Origin of the sequence: Dysgonomonas sp. ZJ709 (assembly GCF_011039195.1) — a bacterium.
Lineage (GTDB): Bacteria > Bacteroidota > Bacteroidia > Bacteroidales > Dysgonomonadaceae > Dysgonomonas.
On the sequence record NZ_JAAKEM010000004.1, the window covers coordinates 164,246 to 180,380 of the forward strand.

Sequence of the window (16,135 nt, forward strand, 5' to 3'; positions counted from 1 at the left end):
CTTAATTTAAGTGTCCCTTTTATTTTATTTTGATATCGATCGCAATATATTTAATATTATTTCTTGCGGATCTAGTGGGTGTTTCTTTGGTGGATTTTTTGGCACTAATACGTTCAAACCTTTAGGGATTATGATGACATGTATCTCTTTTCCCATTTGTATCGGATCGCCGTCTATATGCATTATTCCTTCTTTTTCCCGTTTGATCGTAGCTTCCTTAGTTAGAAGTTCTATCATTTTCTTATTGTCGTCCAGATTACGGGTGAAAAGTTGAACTGTAGTTTGCGGAACATCGAGAATAGTTAGCGGTTTCAATATCGATATATTCATCAAGCCATCCTGTATGTCGGCATGAGGGGCTATATGTGCATTATAGCCATATTGAGAGGCGTTGGCACATGTCACTACAAACGCTTTATCTTTGATTGTACCTTCGGGACAAATTATTTCGTAAGTTTCAGATTTTTGTTCTATAAAAGATTCGAACATATTCTTTACATACATAAGTGAGCCTCTGCTCTTTTTTCCTGATACCTTTTCTGCTACAACAGCATCGAACCCGACACCACATGTGCAGAAAAATATATGTCCGTTAGCCTTGCCATAATCGATCGAAACTACATTCTCTTCCATGATAACAGCCAGAGCCTTTTTCGCATCGGTTGGGATGTTTAACTCGCGCCCTAAGCCGTTGCCCGATCCCATAGGAATAATTCCTAATGCAATATCAGACCCGATAAGCGTGCGTGCCACTTCATTTACAGTGCCATCGCCACCTGCTGCAATTACATAATTTACCTTGTCTTTAATTGCTTGACTGGCAATCTCTGAGCCATGGCCTGCATAGCCTGTTATAAAGATATGAACATCGAATTTGTGTGGATCCAAAGCTTGAGCTATCTTAGTTGGTAGTCCTTGTTTCGACGACGTTCCCGAAACAGGATTTATGATAACATATATTTTCTTTTTTTTGTTCATAATGTAAAGCAGCTCATTCGTTTTATAAGGCAAAAATAGGGTTTTAACAGTAATAGACAAAGATAATCTGTCAATAAAATTTATATATTGACTAAAGAAAAAAAAGAAGGTCTATCTTTGTACTTGGAATCAATAAAAGTACTAAATAATATGCTAAGTTGTTCGGAAGAAAAACAAATAATAGACCTTATCAAAAAAGAAGTTGTTCCGGCTATTGGTTGTACTGAACCCACGGCTGTATCGCTATGTGTAGCCAAAGCAACAGAGACTCTAGGCGAGCGTCCCGAAAAGATAAGTGTGCTATTAAGTGCAAATATTCTTAAGAATGCGATGGGGGTAGGCATCCCCGGTACAAAGATGGTTGGTTTACCAATAGCTATTGCATTAGGTGCCTTAGTGGGTAAAAGTGAATACGGATTGCAGGTACTCAAAGATTTGACCAGCGATAAACTGGAAGAGGGAAAACAATACATAGCTGACAAAAAGATCGAAATAGGACTAAAAGATGGCGTATGTGACAAGTTGTATATCGAAGTTCACTGTATGAGTGGGAACGACAGTTCAACTGTTATTATAAAAACGACGCATACCAATTTTTCTTATATCGAAAAAAATAAAGAGATAATATACAGTCAGGAAAATGATACATGCGAGCAGCATTGCAATGACGAAATCGTATTGGCCTTTGGCAAAGTTTATGATTTTGCAACGAATGTTCCCATAGACGATATTCGCTTTATCTTGAAAGCTGCTGAATTGAACCGTGCTGCATCAAAGTTGTCATCCGAAGGTAGTTATGGTCATAATGTGGCAAAAACGGTAACAGGTACTCTTGGTAAACAAATTTTTGGAGATACGATGTTATCTCACATGCTTTCATATACGGCTGCTGCCTGCGACGCTCGTATGGATGGTGCAATGATTCCTGTGATGAGTAACTCGGGTAGCGGAAATCAGGGTATTACAGCAACATTACCTGTATTGGCTTATGCGGAAGATATAAAAGCGGAAGAAGAGCAGTTAATCAGGGCATTAATATTAAGCCACTTGACGGTAGTGTATATAAAACAAAAACTAGGCCGCTTGTCGGCTCTGTGCGGATGTGTAGCTGCTGCTACGGGTGCTAGTTGTGGTATAACTTATCTGATGGGTGGAGATTATAATCAGATTACTTTTGCCGTGAAAAATATGGTGGGTAATATTACCGGAATGATCTGCGACGGGGCTAAACCCAGTTGTGCCCTTAAAATATCGAGTGGAGTATCTACAGCTGTTCTTTCGGCTATTATGGCTATGGAGAATAAGGTGGTTACTTCTATCGAAGGAATTGTAGATAATGATGTGGATAAGACCATCGAGAATCTGACTAGTATCGGCGCTATCGGTATGCAGGAAACGGATAAGCTCGTATTGCAGATTATGACAAATAAATAAACAAAGAAAAGAGATATAGCGTTATAGTTATCTATCATTTAGATATGACCATGCCAGTAGATAAAAATAAAGAAATAGTGCAAGAACATATACCGGCTCAACGTTTTGCTGATCTGATACTCGATATGGGAACATTCCTTCTCTCGTCGGGTGCTCATTGTGGCCGAATTAATAGTAACATTAATAGACTGGCTAATACATGGGGGTTCGAGATTAACATGGACCCTACATTCAAAGGATTGTTGGTAAAAGTAAAAGATAAAAATAATCCGGAGAATACAGTCACGTCTTACAAGACATCACCTATTTACAGTGTCCATCTGGCAGTGCTTACAAGCATATCTCACTTATCGTGGAAGGTTCAGGATGAAAATCTATCGATAGAGGAGACCGAAAGAGAATTTGCAGCCATAAAGGCGAAGCCTAATTACAAAAGCTGGCAAGTCGCAATAGCTGTCGGTTTTTCGTGTGCAGGGCTGTGCATGTTTTCTTCCGGAGATATATACAATGCATTGATCGCATTCGTTGCGGCAGCAGTAGGTTCTACTTTCCGGGTGAAAGTTGCCAGTATGAATTTTAATGCAATGATTTCGATAAGTATAGCTGCATTTATCACAACCCTAATTACGGGATTGGGAACGCTTTTTAATATAGGCGCTCATCCTGAAGCCGCAATGGCAACAGCAGTGTTGTATCTTATACCGGGTGTGCCTCTGATCAATTGCGTGATAGATTTGATAGAAGGATATTTGCCTGCAGCAATCAACAGGGCATTGTTCGGTGGATTTATACTCTTATGTATAGCGGCTGGAATGACCTTGTGTATCACCCTTATAGGTATTAATAATTTCAATTGAGAACTGATGGAACTTTCGATATTTACAGTATTACGTGATTTTGGAATTGCCTTTGTTGTAGGTTTTTGTTGGGCTATTTTATTTGGCTCCCCTAAACGTATTCTATGGGTTGCCGGATTATTAGGTGGTATGGGGCATTGCGTCCGCTTTATACTTACTCAGCTCGATTTTGGACTGATTACGGCTACTCTTGCAGGTTCCGTTGCAGTAGGGTTGGTTGGTATATTTGTGGCTCACAAAGTGGATAATCCACCCGTAGTCTTTACTATGCCTGCATGTATTACGATGATTCCCGGTATGTTCGCTTATAAAACAATGTTAGCAGGGATAAAAATAACTGATTTATCTATTGTCGAAAACGATCCCCATATTTTAGTCGATATGGCTCATAACTTAATGCTGACCATGTCTTTATTGTTTACATTGGCAATAGGAATCTGTATTGGAGCTTTGCTGTTCCGTAAACCTAGTGTAAGAGATATCTCATTAAAAGATATGATAAAAAAGAGTTGATTTTATATTTTATAGAATAAAAAAAGGACTGCTTTTCGAAAAGCGGTCCTTTTTTGTTATTTTGTTTCTTTATTCTATCGTATAACCTGATAGCTTAAGGTCATCCCAAAAGTTTGGATATGATTTAGATACTACACCAGGTTCATTAATTTTCAGATGATTAAGCTTTATTGCTGCGGGAGCAAACGCCATTGCCATACGATGATCTTCATATGTTTTGATAATCGGATCTTCTTCGGGATTGCAACGTTCTCCGTTCCATTCAAGAATGCTATTTTCACTGTCGGTCAGAATATATCCTAGTTTTTTCATTTCGGCTTTCAAAGCTTCTATTCTGTCAGTCTCTTTTATTTTGAGAGTTTGTAGTCCCGCAAATAAGAATGGAATATCCATCATACAACAAGTGACTACAAATGTTTGAGCCAAATCGGGTTCATTAACAAAATTATGAAAGAACTTCTTTGTTATTCTATTTGTTTTGGTCAGGATAACACCATCATCAGTATATTTTGTTTCAATACCAAGATCTAAGAATAACTCAGCAACTTTAGAATCGCCTTGCATACTATCTTTGAAAAGACCTTTCAATTCTATCCTAGCATCATCAGCCAATGCAGCCATAGAGTACCAGTAAGATGCAGCCGACCAGTCCGATTCAACCATATAAGGTACCGGTTTATATTCTTCGGGGTATATCCTTATTGTTTTATCTTCCCAGTGAGCTTTCACTCCATATTGAGCCATCATACCCAATGTGAGTTTAATGTATGGTATGGATATAATATCACCTTCAAGATGTATAATAAGCCCTTTAGACATTGTAGGGGCTATCATCAAAAGGGCTGATATAAATTGGGAACTGACTCCGCCCGAAAGGCGAATTTCGCCACCATCTAAAGCGCTGCCTTTTATTTTGAGAGGAGGATATCCTTTCTTTCCTAAATATTCGATGCGTGCACCCAACGATGTTAATGCATCTACAAGAATATGTATAGGACGCTCGCGCATTCTTTCTGTACCCGTTATAATCCATTCGCCTGGGAAATGGGATAGAAACGCTGTCAGAAAACGCATCGATGTTCCGGCTGCTTTTACATCAATAAGATTGCTTTCTGAGTTGAAGGCGGCAATCATTACTTTAGTATCATCACAATCCGATAGATTTTCGATTTTTTTATCACTTAAGCTTAGGGCGTTTAAGATTAAAGCTCTATTGCTGATGCTTTTAGAGGCCGGAAGCTTTATTGTGGAGTTTATGGCTTTTGGAGCCTTTATTTCATATTGCATAATAGATTATCCAGTTTATTTCTGTACGAAATTAGAGAAAAACTCATAGAAATCAAATTCATTAAACATAGATTAAGGATTTAACCATGCTAATAATAAAAAATGATTGCTATGAGCTTTATTCTTATAATTAGTGTTAATTTACAATCACCCTGTATTACGCATTCCTGCTGCAATACCCGATATCGTAATCATCAGAGCCAATTCGAGTTGAGGCGAATGATTCTCATCTTTACGGCAACGATGTAACAGTTCTACTTGTAACAAATTCAACGGGTTAGTATAAATATTACGCATTGCAATATTTTCGGCAACCGAAGGCAGACTCTCCATTAGGTATTCATCATCAGATATGGCAAGAATTGTTTTTATATCTTCCTGCAACTGTGTTCTGAGTTTCTTACCCAATTCAAGTGATTTAGAATCGTCTACTAATCTTTGATCGTAATATTCAGATATGCGGGAATCGGCTTTAGCGAATACCATTTCGAGCATGCTTATACGTGTTCCGAAGAAAGGCCAGTCTTTATACATTTTCTTCAATGTATCTGCTTTACCTTCGTTGATAGCATGTTGTAAAGCAGCTCCTGCTCCTAACCAAGCCGGCATCATCAGTCTGTTCTGAGTCCAGCCGAATATCCAAGGTATGGCGCGTAAACTCTCTACACCACCATTCGGACGGCGTTTAGCAGGACGAGAGCCTAGAGGTAACTTACCTAATTCTGATTCGGGTGTAGCACTATAAAAATACGGAATGAAATCTGGATCTCTACGTACTACTCCTTGATATTGCTCGCACGATATACCGGATAGCTGATCCATCAGTTCTCTCCACTCTTGTTTAGGAGCAGGAGGGGGTAGAAGATTAGCTTCCAGAATGGCATCGGTGTATAGAGATAGTGTTTTGATAGCAAGATCGGGTAAACCCAATTTGAAGCGGATCATTTCACCTTGTTCTGTTACGCGAAGCCCACCTTTTAATGAGCCCGGAGGTTGCGAAAATAAAGCGACTTTAGCAGGGCCACCACCACGACCGACTGTACCACCGCGACCATGAAATAGCGTAAGAGTAATACCGGCTTCTTCGCAGGTTTTGATCAGCGCTTCCTGTGCGCTGTATTGTGCCCATCCCGCAGCTAGTGCTCCGGCATCTTTAGCTGAGTCGGAGTATCCGATCATTATCATCTGTTTGTTTTCGATGATACCTTTATACCAGCTTACATTAAATAAATCCTGCATTATTTTATTCGCATTATTCAAGTCGTTCAGAGTCTCGAATAATGGAGTTACAGGTATTGTGTATGGGCAATCAGCTTCTTTTAGTAATAAGTATACTGCAAGAATATCAGATGGTGTACGTGTCATCGAAATCACATATGTAGGAATTGCTCCTTTAGGTGTTTGTGCAATGACTTTACATGTGTCTAATACTTCTTTGGTCTCTGGGCTAGGGTCCCAGTTGTGAGGGATCAACGGACGTTTAGAGTTTAGTTCCTTTATCAGGAAGATTTGTTTCTCGTCTTCTGTCCACGCCATGTAATCTCCTAATCCAAGATAGCGGGTCAATTCAGAAAGTGCTTCCGAATGGTTGGTGCTCTCCTGACGAATATCTATTTGAACCAAAGTCAGTCCAAAGCAACGTACCCGACGAAGCGTGTCTAAAAGCTTATCATCAGCTATGATTTGCATATTACATGCCACTAACGATTTGTAGCATGCATATAATGGTTCCCATAATTGTTCGTTATGAATTAGAATATCGTCTGTCAGGTCGGGATTCTTCCCTTCGATAGAAGCGTCCAGATACAGAACTGTTTTCTTTAGTTTTGTACGTAGACGTTTCATCAACTCACGATAAGGTTCTTGTATCTCGTTGTCTTGTATATATTCTCTGAATTCGTCAGTACATACCGACATAGAGAGTTCTTTCACAAGAATTTCAGTATCATTTAAGAAAAGCTTTGCTGCTCTCTTTCTGCTATCTAGTAATACGTCCCTTGTAACGGTAGAAGTTACGTTCGGATTACCGTCTCGGTCTCCACCCATCCACGAAGAAAAGTGTATCGGGCGCGCGTCGATCGGAAATCTGAACGACATTGTTTTCTGCATTTGCTCTTCCAGCTCTCGCAGGTAGCTAGGTACAGCTTCCCATAGACTATTTTCTACAACTTCATATCCCCATTTCGCTTCCTCATTAGGAGTCGGACGGCGTTGGCGTATTTCGTCGGTATACCAGTATTGAGCTATCAATTGTTTTAATCGACGCAATATCTGAGTCTTTTGATAATCCGCTAAATCGTCATGGTCTAATTGGGCAAGACAGGCATCTACTTGGTTCAAGTTATTGATAAGAGATCGTCTGTTTATTTCAGTAGGGTGCGCAGTCAATACCAAGTCGATAGATATTTTTTCTATCGATTCTCTGATTTGCTCATCACTTAAATTAGCTGCTTTCAATTTCTCATAAATAGCAGGGAATTCTACCGGATTCTCAGCTCCCTGAGCATGAGGCGATACGCTATCATACTGTTCTGCAGTATTGGTCAGATTCAGAAATTGATTGAAAGATCTGGCTACCGGTAAAAATTCTTCATCTTTCAGATTTTGAAGTGTTTTTACCAATTCTTTATGCGATTCTACATCGCCTCCATGTGATGCTTTTGATAGACGTCTGATTTTTTCTATCAATGCTAACATCTCCTCCCCTTGGGCCGTTGCTATTGTTTTACCAAGTAGATTGCCAAGTAGTTTGATGTTTTCGTGCATCAACGTTTTTCCATTGCTCATAGGCTTGTTTTTTATTAGTTCACTATGATTCATAGTCTTGTTCTAAACATTAATATGCGGGTAAATGTTCGATGGATTTATAGTGTCTTCCTCTACACCACTTACATTTACCCTATATATTTTATTTGTTTATCAATGTAAATAGCTCTTCGGCAGCTTCGCGAGGACCATCTTTTGCACGGCCGTCGATAGCTAATGAAGTGTGTATTTCTCCGATTTTAACACCATTTTTGTGCATGTCGGTGAAATATTGATGAATAAGTTTCTGTGCAACTTCTTTCTCCTGTACCGGTCCGAATGGATTGGCAAAATACGATTTCACGAGGCCTTTTTCGGTTGTGGTTCCTTTTGCTTTACGAGCACCATCTTCAAATACTTTTATTGCATCCGGTAGGTTGGTGAAAAAACTGATTTTATCAATCGATTCAGCATAGTTATTTGCGTAAAGGAAGTAATCTACTTTATACCCTCTCGAAATAATATCGTAAGTAGCTGCCGGTATTGTTACACGCGCATTTATTTTATCGGGATTGGTATAGATACCTCTGTCTAATTGTGCAAAAGCATAAGCAGGATCAAGATCATCTACACGTACAAATGCACCGATCTCAGTACCGTAGCCTTTAATCGTACCATCTTCTTCTTTCTTCAGATAACCCATGTCATCGAATATGATACGCATGTGGCGTATATAACTTTCGTTCAAAGAGCGGAAGGCTTCCAGACTTTCCGATTTTCCAGCGCCACTATCTCCCATAATGATGATGTTCGCCTCTTTACCGTTCTTCAATGCTATATTTACCATAGCACCATGAATAGGAAGACGATCGTTTTCCATTTGCTTGATGTTGTGCAATGTAAGCAACATCTTTTTCATGTATCCAAAATAATCGATTTCGTCGCAGTGGTTAGCATATCCTATCAGAATGTCATTCTTTTTATCTTTATAGTAGAATGTTCGTTTCTCATCATGTCCGTCAGGATATCCGAACAGGTATATCATATCGGGTTTTTTACCAATATATTCGCTTTCTTTAGCTAATTCGAACAGATTGGATAAGCTGAATCCGTGAGACATGAAATCCTTGTGGAAATAAACGAATGTGAGCATATTACCTACTTTGGCAGGGAACAAGAACCAGTCGCTTTCATTTAGAACAATATTCTCTAACGGATTTTCTTTATGCTCCTGAAAGATACCATCGCGAGTATTTCTTTTTGTGTAAGAAATAAACGGAGGGTTGAATACTACCGATGTGATAAACGGTATTGTAGTTAACCCATTGTATTCAATAGGGCAGTTCCACGATATGTCGCTAAGGGTAAGTCCTGCATTTGCACCGGCTATTAATTGGCGGTATACATGATGCTGATAGCCCATAACAGTTTCTTCGACACGTCTGTATAGTGATAGTACCAATTCGTTAAATAATTCGTTTGCCTGAATGAAACGAACACTTTGCAATCCATCGCCAATAATGCTATTGTGTACTATGGTATAACGTTCGAGTTTGCGCCAGAATGTATATAAAAGTTCTATCAGTTCTATGAATAAGTCTTTATCTTCGAAAAAGATATTGTATTTATTATCAACCCTCATTACTTCTTCGGTGTCGCAAACCGAAAGAAGCTTAAATACTTCGATCAACGTTTTAGCAAATACATCATCAGTCTTGAATGTTTTGATATAAAAATCGTAGATGATCACATCTTCTTTTTTCAATTTCTTAATAAAGGTTTCTATAACTTTATTAAACCCGTAACTGCAAAGTATTTTTTGACGAGAGTCGCAATATTTCAATGTGAAATTGATAATTGCCTTACCTTCACTTAGAGTAAATTCTTGTAACATAGTGTTTTTATTACTTGTTTATTATATATATTATTCTTTTTTATTCCGCATTAAGAACCTCTTGCATAACTACCGATTATGCAAGAGATCATTAATTAGATCCAAGAAGGAATAAAGCTTCTATTCAGATCATGTTTTCTAGCATCAAATTTAATCAAACTTACCTATACATCTTAACTAATTATTGACTTATTTTTAAGGATTATGTGAATAAAAACTAAGTTTTTCGTATATCTCTGTTTTATAGACGGATATTGCTTAGCCGATTTTTGCTTTATTTATTTTTTCAAGATATGCTGGATTAATAACGCAAGCATTAAAGTATGCATTTGTTTCTTTCAGGCACTCGGGGCATAAACAGTTGTCATAATTGTCTTTTATGTAATCTCTTACTCCGCTATTCAAGCTTATTCTTGAGCATTGGCACAACTCTATTCTGTCTTCTCTACAAGCGAATGCAGTAGAGCATTTCTGGCATATTTTTTTCATAATCTGAATTTTTTAATTAAACATTCTCTTTGATGATCTCTATTGTATTTTAGGAATCTCTTTCTTTGATTATTATATTATCATTTGTCAATCTATTTCTCTTAAAAGAGGGGAGAATAGAGCTAGACTAAACTGGATGATATCTTTATCGAAAGATATTGCATACAGCGTCTATATCTGAAAAATCATATATGCCTGATGCTTAAGCTTGTAATAAAACAAGCATCTATGAATTTTCTCTAATAATGTAAAATAATAATTTAACTTACTATCTCTGTCCTTTATCGCGAAAGACGAAATCTATGTTTATTGGCAGGTCTTCTGACTCACTCTTGTTTTGTACTACCTTCCCATCATATCAGTTACCAATTATCAGTTATCAGTTATCAACTAAATTATTGTTTACTGTTTACTGTTTACTGTTCACTGTTTCTGACAGTGGTTGGGGCTTTGTACAAACACTATTGTAGAGTTTACAGCAGCGCGACTGTTCAGGGCTTACACCTGATTCCCTTTTCATTACTCATCCGAAGATTGCGGATTATGTAACACCAATTCAAAAGCAAAGTTATTTAATAAAAAATAATATGCAATATTTTTTAGAAAAAGTTATTGACAAAGAAAATGCCTTACAGTTTATCTGCAAGGCATTAATTATTGGGGTTGTATTTGTTATTCATTATCCAGATCCCATTCGTCAAAAAATGAGTAGTCGTCGGAGAATTGTTCCAATTCGCGACGGTCTTTTTTTGTGGGTCTGCCTGTGCCTCGGGCACGATCTACAAAACCGCTGGCTTTTGATAATTCGAGTATTTCAAGTTGAGAGGCAGGTGTTACATCTTTCATGAATCCGGAAACAAGTTTTGCTCCCATTCTTCTTTCTGTAAGATCAAGCACCTCGAAAGAGTAGGTAATAGGCTGTTTGCGTATCTCAATGATGTCGCCGACCTTAACCATACGCGATGGTTTAATGTTCATGCCTTTCATCGTGATGCGTCCTTTTTTGCACGCTTCGATAGCAATGGTACGTGTTTTGAACAGGCGTACAGCCCACAGCCATTTATCTATCCTTACTTCGCTTTTTCCTTCTTTTTCAGCCATATCAATCAACCTTTATTTTTTATTATATTGATTCATCGTATTTTGGATTCCAGCCAGACAGAAACTTTTTATTATTTCTTCGCAGATCGTAAATCTTTCTTTCATGGCATCTTCTTCCTCTTTAGAGAATCGGCTGAGTACATAGTCTACCTGTGCTCCTTTGTTAAAGTCGCTGCCTATACCGAATCTTAAGCGGGCATAATTCTGAGTGCCAAGAGTTGTCTGGATGTGTTTTAATCCATTATGTCCGGCATCACTGCCTTTTCCTTTGAGGCGTAATGAGCCGAATGGTAACGCAAGGTCATCCACTACAACAAGTAGATTCTCGATTGGAATCTTTTCTTGTTGCATCCAATAACGAATGGCATTACCGCTGAGGTTCATGTAAGTTGAAGGTTTTAGCAGGATGAGTGTTCTTCCTTTGACTTTCAATTCGGCAACCTCGCCGTAACGCTTGTCTGTAAAAACAATATTGGACGCTTCAGCTAAAGCGTCCAATATTCTGAATCCTATATTGTGGCGGGTATAGTGGTATTCGCTACCAATATTACCTAAGCCGGCAATTAAGTATTTCATTTGATTATTTTTCTAAATCAATTAGCCATTTTTAGCTGCAAGACCTCTTGCTGCACGAGTCAATTGAACACGACATACAACTGCATTGCTGGCATTCAATAGCTCTAGGTTGTCGAAGCTTAGTTCGCCAACTTGTACCGATTTTCCTAGTGCAAGCGGTGTTACGTCAACATGCAGTTTTTCAGGAATATCTTTGTAGAGAGCTTTAACTTTCAGTTTACGTAAGTCAAGAGATAGTTTACCCCCTGCTCTAACACCTTCTGCAAGTCCGTCAAGAACAACAGGAACTTCGATAGTTACCGGTTTGTTATCAAAGATGTGAAGGAAGTCAAGGTGAAGGATTGCATCAGTCACCGGATGTATTTGTACATCTTTAAGGATAGCTTTGTAGCTTGTTCCGTCAAGATTAAGATCGATAAGGAAAATCTCCGGAGTATAGATCAATTTACGAACATCGCTGTTTGTAACTGAAAAGTGAATAGCTTTAGCATCTTCTCCACCATATATAATAGCAGGGATTTTGTCTTCTTTACGGAAAGCTTTAGTCGCTTTTTTACCTAGGTCGTTTCTTAGAGAACCTGTTAATTCAAATGTTTTCATCTTTTAATTTTAAATGTGTTACTCAAATCAAGGATTGCTTCCTTATTCCCATCACACGGGCTTATAATTAAGCGGTGCAAAGATAGATGTATTATTTTTATTTTCCTAATTTATTTAATGATTTTGACTCCTTTAGGGGCATCGATTTTAGATGTTATTTTTCCATTTGCATCTTTTGTATGTTTCACTTTTACAAGCCCGTAAGGTGTAGGGAAGGAGCCTTCTGCAAATTCGAGATTGCCCAAATGAGGTTCTATCCTTATTGTTTTACAGCCAGCTTCGATCACTTGGATACCTAGTACATGTTCTGTTAACCATGCGGTCGGACCTGAGGCCCATCCATGACAAAGGCTATGGCGTAAGCCGACATAACAGTAATTTCCATAATCTCCGTGTATATCTTTTTTGCCTGCTTGTACCGGCGCATCTATCGGAGAAGCGTTCTCAAGCCAATCAATATTAAAGTCTTCCCAGAATGTTGTAGCACCAATGCTTAGCATGCCACCCCAATATTGGCGGATATAGTCAATAGCTTCATCGTAATTGTCGGCTTTTGCCATTGCTTGTAGCATATAATACCCATAGAATGTGGAGAAATCGTGCACGCCATTATTGGTTACAACACTATTTCCTTGTGTAGGGGTAATTAAATCTACAATCGATAATAAGGCTGCTGCTTGTTTCGAATTATTTGTTTCGGGTATATGTTTCTTTAACTTGTTAATAGCTTCTTCGCATTCTTTAGCAGTTTCCTTTTCATTTAGAATAAGGCACATATCTTTACCGGCAGACAAAGACCATACCATTAATGCCTGTAAGCCACCGTGTATAGCTTCTTGATTTTCGCTTGAAGGCCAATCCATAAAACGCCAGCCATTCAGTTTTTCACTTCCGTTTTCGTCTATCATCGAGCATAGCTGTTTAAGAAGTGGTATGAGGTATTCTCTTTGTTCTTTCAGGTATTTCAAATCGGCATGATGCATATACCAGTCTTTGTGCATGATAACCCACCACATCGAATATGAACTGATGCCATTTATCCAGTTGGGCAACGGGGTTAAATCTCTATTCAAATCTAACGATTTCGGTACAACATCGTTGTATCCGAATACAGCATTTATAGTAGATACTTCAGGGTGCATATCTCCAGCCCAAACCAAACGATCGCGTTTTATGCCATCCCATAGATAGTCCTGCATATTCAGGTGAACGGTATATGCTCCTGTTAACCATATATTATTCAATAAGTCGTCACTACTATTGAAAGAACCCAGATAAGGAATATCCTGATAGACAAGTATAGCTCTCGCTTCTTTTAATTGTAGCTCAGCTTTATTTTCAACCAGATCGATACGAACAAATCTGAATCCCGAATTCCCTATTTCGATATTCCCTAATAATGGAACGTCTATAATCTGATCTCTGATGGCATGGTCGTTAGTGGCTTCTTTTTCTCCAATATTGCTCATTACTTCACTAACGGATTCACCTAAGCGCACACGCATTTTGATCGGTTTTCCGGTACTGGTTCTACCAGTGATAAATTGCATGCCACCATGTATTTCTTTGCCAAAATCTAAAACAATAGCAGGGTGATCTGTGCTGTCACTTTTTAGAATACATGTCGGGTTATTTGATAAGTCTGCCTGACCGTTCCCTTCTCGCAATAAAAGATCTTCGTTCTGAATAGATGCTCCTCCGTCTGATTTCATCCATACTATTCGGGTCGGAGATATATACGAGCGGGTGAGAGAAGATGGTTGTGCTCTATCACTTTGGCTGTTAGTAAATATGGGAGGGAGTTTTTGCGAGTATATATTGGCAGAAGAAAATAACAAGAGTAAAACAAATGTTATTCTAATCGATGTACGTATTTTCATGATACTGATTTTAAATGGGGTTAGCAGCTGATTAATCACAACAAAAGTAATATATAATGCAGTTTTGTTACTGTATTAATTGATATTAGTAGTTGAAAAAATGACACATGGATGATATGAATGTAAAGTAAAAACACAAAAAAAGGTTGTCCAATGGACAACCTTTTTTCTATATAGAATAATATTCTTATTTTTTCTTTCCTTGATTTGCAACAGCATCCATCAAAGCTTTGATTTCTTCAGGATCGCCTAAGAAATAATCTTTAACAAGATTGTTGTTTTCGTCAAATTCGAATACGTAAGGAACTGCAGTAGGCAAGTTTAACGAAACGATATCTTCATCAGAGATGTTCTTCAAATGTTTGATGATACCACGAAGGCTGTTACCATGAGCAGCAACAATAATTTCGTTGTGATCTTTCAATGAAGGGAAAATAGTATCGTTCCAGTATGGAAGTATTCTATCCACAGTGTCTTTCAATGCTTCTGTAAGAGGAAGATCTTTTTTGTCGACACCTTTGTATCTAGGGTCTAGATAAGGAGAACGAGGGTCGTTAGCATCAAGCGGAGTAGGAGGTACATCGTAGCTACGTCTCCAGATAAGAACTTGCTCGTCACCGTATTTCTCAGCGGTTTCAGCTTTGTTCAATCCTTGAAGCATACCATAATGTTTCTCGTTCAAACGCCAAGATTTTTCAACAGGAACCCAATCTAAATCCATTTGGTCTAAGATTGTATTCAATGTTTTATTAGCTCTTTTCAAGTAAGAAGTATATGCTTTTTCGAATTTGAAACCTTCTTTTTTAAGCAATTTACCTGCTTTGATAGCTTCTTGTACACCATTTTCAGTTAAGTCTACATCAGTCCAACCTGTAAAACGGTTCTCTTTGTTCCAAGTGCTTTCACCGTGGCGAATTAATACTACTTTTTTCATTTTCTATTTTATATTAAAATTGTTATTCTTTCTGCTATACAAAGTTATTCAAATTTGATGAAAAAACAAGACCTGTTTAACGAATAAATATCCATTCCTTGTCGCTTGATAGTTGTGGTGCAAACGAATATCCTTCCGTGTCGAATGCTTTCAGATGCTCTATGTCGGTCAACTTATTTTGAACGATGAATCGTGCCATCATGCCCCGTGCTTTTTTCGCATATACTATTACCTGCTTATATTTATTTCCATCATGTTCTTTAAATAAAGGTGTTATGATTCTGCAACCTTTAGGTAGCTTCTTCCGATCTACTGCTTTTGTATATTCGTTCGATGACAGATTAACCCATATATTATCGTCAGCTAACAGTTGTTTACTCATATATTGAGTAATTGTATCGGACCAATAGTTATATAATGTTTTCCCTTTTGGATTATCGAGCGGGCTTTGTAACTCCAGACGATAAGGTTTTATTATATCGAGTGGACGCAAGACTCCATAGAGTCCTGATAGAATAAGCAAGTGTTTTTGTGCAAAGTCAAAATCATTAGTAGTTAAGGTTTCGGGTTCCAAGCCCTGATATGCTATTCCGTTGTAGGCGAATGCCGCTTGTTTCTTTGGCGTTTTTGCCAGATCGAAGGAGTGTATATACTGATATACATCCATTGTTTGTTTCGGATTTATTTTCATTAAATCCGAAATGTCTTCCCTTGACAAGTCTTTCAATATACCGTTTAATTCGTTCGCTTTCTTTACAAAAAGAGGTTGAGAACTCTCTTTGATAGGGACGGGAGATTTGAAATCCAATATTTTAGCAGGCGAAAGAGTAATTATCATATTTGTTTT

General features: G+C 38.1%; 14 protein-coding genes and 1 riboswitch. Of the genes, 3 read left to right on the forward strand and 11 right to left on the reverse strand.

Features of this window, described 5'->3' with window-relative positions; translation table 11 throughout:
* Positions 1-24: 24 nt before the first annotated feature.
* The gene (locus G7Y56_RS05000) at positions 25-978 is read right to left on the reverse strand and encodes a diacylglycerol kinase family protein (protein WP_165041605.1); all 954 of its coding nucleotides are present in this window, start codon (positions 976-978) and stop codon (positions 25-27) included.
* A 150-nt stretch (positions 979-1,128) separates the two neighbouring features.
* On the opposite strand from G7Y56_RS05000, the gene G7Y56_RS05005 reads away from it, so the two are divergent.
* From G7Y56_RS05005 to G7Y56_RS05015, 3 genes are read left to right on the forward strand one after another with little or no spacing between them, the layout of a single operon-like run.
* Positions 1,129-2,412 (forward strand): serine dehydratase subunit alpha family protein, encoded by a 1,284-nt coding sequence (locus tag G7Y56_RS05005; RefSeq protein WP_165041650.1) that lies wholly within the window; start codon positions 1,129-1,131, stop codon positions 2,410-2,412.
* A 50-nt stretch (positions 2,413-2,462) separates the two neighbouring features.
* Positions 2,463-3,269: a threonine/serine exporter ThrE family protein gene (locus G7Y56_RS05010; RefSeq protein WP_165041607.1), complete on the forward strand. Its 807-nt coding sequence runs from the start codon at positions 2,463-2,465 to the stop codon at positions 3,267-3,269.
* 6 nt (positions 3,270-3,275) lie between these two features.
* Positions 3,276-3,782 carry a threonine/serine exporter family protein gene (locus tag G7Y56_RS05015; RefSeq protein ID WP_370457672.1) on the forward strand — a complete coding sequence of 169 codons (507 nt, stop codon included), beginning with the start codon at positions 3,276-3,278 and terminating at the stop codon, positions 3,780-3,782.
* A gap of 69 nt (positions 3,783-3,851) precedes the next feature.
* On the opposite strand, the gene G7Y56_RS05020 is transcribed toward G7Y56_RS05015, so the two are convergent.
* The 10 genes from G7Y56_RS05020 to yaaA form a co-directional block, all read right to left on the reverse strand.
* Entirely contained in the window at positions 3,852-5,069 is a 1,218-nt protein-coding gene (locus G7Y56_RS05020) for a 3-phosphoshikimate 1-carboxyvinyltransferase (RefSeq protein ID WP_165041609.1), read from the reverse strand.
* 147 nt (positions 5,070-5,216) lie between these two features.
* Complete coding sequence (gene ppc / locus G7Y56_RS05025) at positions 5,217-7,856, reverse strand: phosphoenolpyruvate carboxylase (protein ID WP_165041611.1); 2,640 nt, start codon at positions 7,854-7,856, stop codon at positions 5,217-5,219.
* 121 nt (positions 7,857-7,977) lie between these two features.
* Positions 7,978-9,708, reverse strand: a complete 1,731-nt coding sequence (locus tag G7Y56_RS05030; RefSeq protein ID WP_165021321.1) for a phosphoenolpyruvate carboxykinase — start codon at positions 9,706-9,708, stop codon at positions 7,978-7,980.
* A 258-nt stretch (positions 9,709-9,966) separates the two neighbouring features.
* Positions 9,967-10,197, reverse strand: a complete 231-nt coding sequence (locus G7Y56_RS05035) for a cysteine-rich CWC family protein (RefSeq protein WP_165021322.1) — start codon at positions 10,195-10,197, stop codon at positions 9,967-9,969.
* A gap of 293 nt (positions 10,198-10,490) precedes the next feature.
* Positions 10,491-10,768: riboswitch (cobalamin riboswitch) on the reverse strand.
* A gap of 101 nt (positions 10,769-10,869) precedes the next feature.
* Positions 10,870-11,298 (reverse strand): RNA-binding S4 domain-containing protein, encoded by a 429-nt coding sequence (locus tag G7Y56_RS05040; protein WP_165021323.1) that lies wholly within the window; start codon positions 11,296-11,298, stop codon positions 10,870-10,872.
* 12 nt (positions 11,299-11,310) lie between these two features.
* The gene (gene pth / locus G7Y56_RS05045) at positions 11,311-11,874 is read right to left on the reverse strand and encodes an aminoacyl-tRNA hydrolase (protein ID WP_165041613.1); all 564 of its coding nucleotides are present in this window, start codon (positions 11,872-11,874) and stop codon (positions 11,311-11,313) included.
* A gap of 21 nt (positions 11,875-11,895) precedes the next feature.
* Positions 11,896-12,474: a 50S ribosomal protein L25/general stress protein Ctc gene (locus tag G7Y56_RS05050; RefSeq protein WP_165021325.1), complete on the reverse strand. Its 579-nt coding sequence runs from the start codon at positions 12,472-12,474 to the stop codon at positions 11,896-11,898.
* A gap of 110 nt (positions 12,475-12,584) precedes the next feature.
* A complete protein-coding gene (locus tag G7Y56_RS05055; protein WP_165041615.1) occupies positions 12,585-14,354 on the reverse strand; it encodes an alpha-L-rhamnosidase C-terminal domain-containing protein in 1,770 nt (589 codons plus the stop codon).
* Between the two features lie 187 nt (positions 14,355-14,541).
* The gene (gpmA, locus tag G7Y56_RS05060) at positions 14,542-15,288 is read right to left on the reverse strand and encodes a 2,3-diphosphoglycerate-dependent phosphoglycerate mutase (RefSeq protein WP_165021327.1); all 747 of its coding nucleotides are present in this window, start codon (positions 15,286-15,288) and stop codon (positions 14,542-14,544) included.
* 76 nt (positions 15,289-15,364) lie between these two features.
* Positions 15,365-16,126, reverse strand: a complete 762-nt coding sequence (gene yaaA / locus G7Y56_RS05065; RefSeq protein ID WP_165041617.1) for a peroxide stress protein YaaA — start codon at positions 16,124-16,126, stop codon at positions 15,365-15,367.
* Positions 16,127-16,135 lie beyond the last annotated feature (9 nt).

Coding starts and splice junctions, on each gene's coding strand:
- G7Y56_RS05000 (WP_165041605.1), bottom strand. CDS start 978: ATGAACAAAAAAAAGAAAATATATGTTATCATAAATCCTGTTTCGGGA.
- G7Y56_RS05005 (WP_165041650.1), top strand. CDS start 1,129: ATGCTAAGTTGTTCGGAAGAAAAACAAATAATAGACCTTATCAAAAAA.
- G7Y56_RS05010 (WP_165041607.1), top strand. CDS start 2,463: ATGCCAGTAGATAAAAATAAAGAAATAGTGCAAGAACATATACCGGCT.
- G7Y56_RS05015 (WP_370457672.1), top strand. CDS start 3,276: ATGGAACTTTCGATATTTACAGTATTACGTGATTTTGGAATTGCCTTT.
- G7Y56_RS05020 (WP_165041609.1), bottom strand. CDS start 5,069: ATGCAATATGAAATAAAGGCTCCAAAAGCCATAAACTCCACAATAAAG.
- ppc (WP_165041611.1), bottom strand. CDS start 7,856: ATGAGCAATGGAAAAACGTTGATGCACGAAAACATCAAACTACTTGGC.
- G7Y56_RS05030 (WP_165021321.1), bottom strand. CDS start 9,708: ATGTTACAAGAATTTACTCTAAGTGAAGGTAAGGCAATTATCAATTTC.
- G7Y56_RS05035 (WP_165021322.1), bottom strand. CDS start 10,197: ATGAAAAAAATATGCCAGAAATGCTCTACTGCATTCGCTTGTAGAGAA.
- G7Y56_RS05040 (WP_165021323.1), bottom strand. CDS start 11,298: ATGGCTGAAAAAGAAGGAAAAAGCGAAGTAAGGATAGATAAATGGCTG.
- pth (WP_165041613.1), bottom strand. CDS start 11,874: ATGAAATACTTAATTGCCGGCTTAGGTAATATTGGTAGCGAATACCAC.
- G7Y56_RS05050 (WP_165021325.1), bottom strand. CDS start 12,474: ATGAAAACATTTGAATTAACAGGTTCTCTAAGAAACGACCTAGGTAAA.
- G7Y56_RS05055 (WP_165041615.1), bottom strand. CDS start 14,354: ATGAAAATACGTACATCGATTAGAATAACATTTGTTTTACTCTTGTTA.
- gpmA (WP_165021327.1), bottom strand. CDS start 15,288: ATGAAAAAAGTAGTATTAATTCGCCACGGTGAAAGCACTTGGAACAAA.
- yaaA (WP_165041617.1), bottom strand. CDS start 16,126: ATGATAATTACTCTTTCGCCTGCTAAAATATTGGATTTCAAATCTCCC.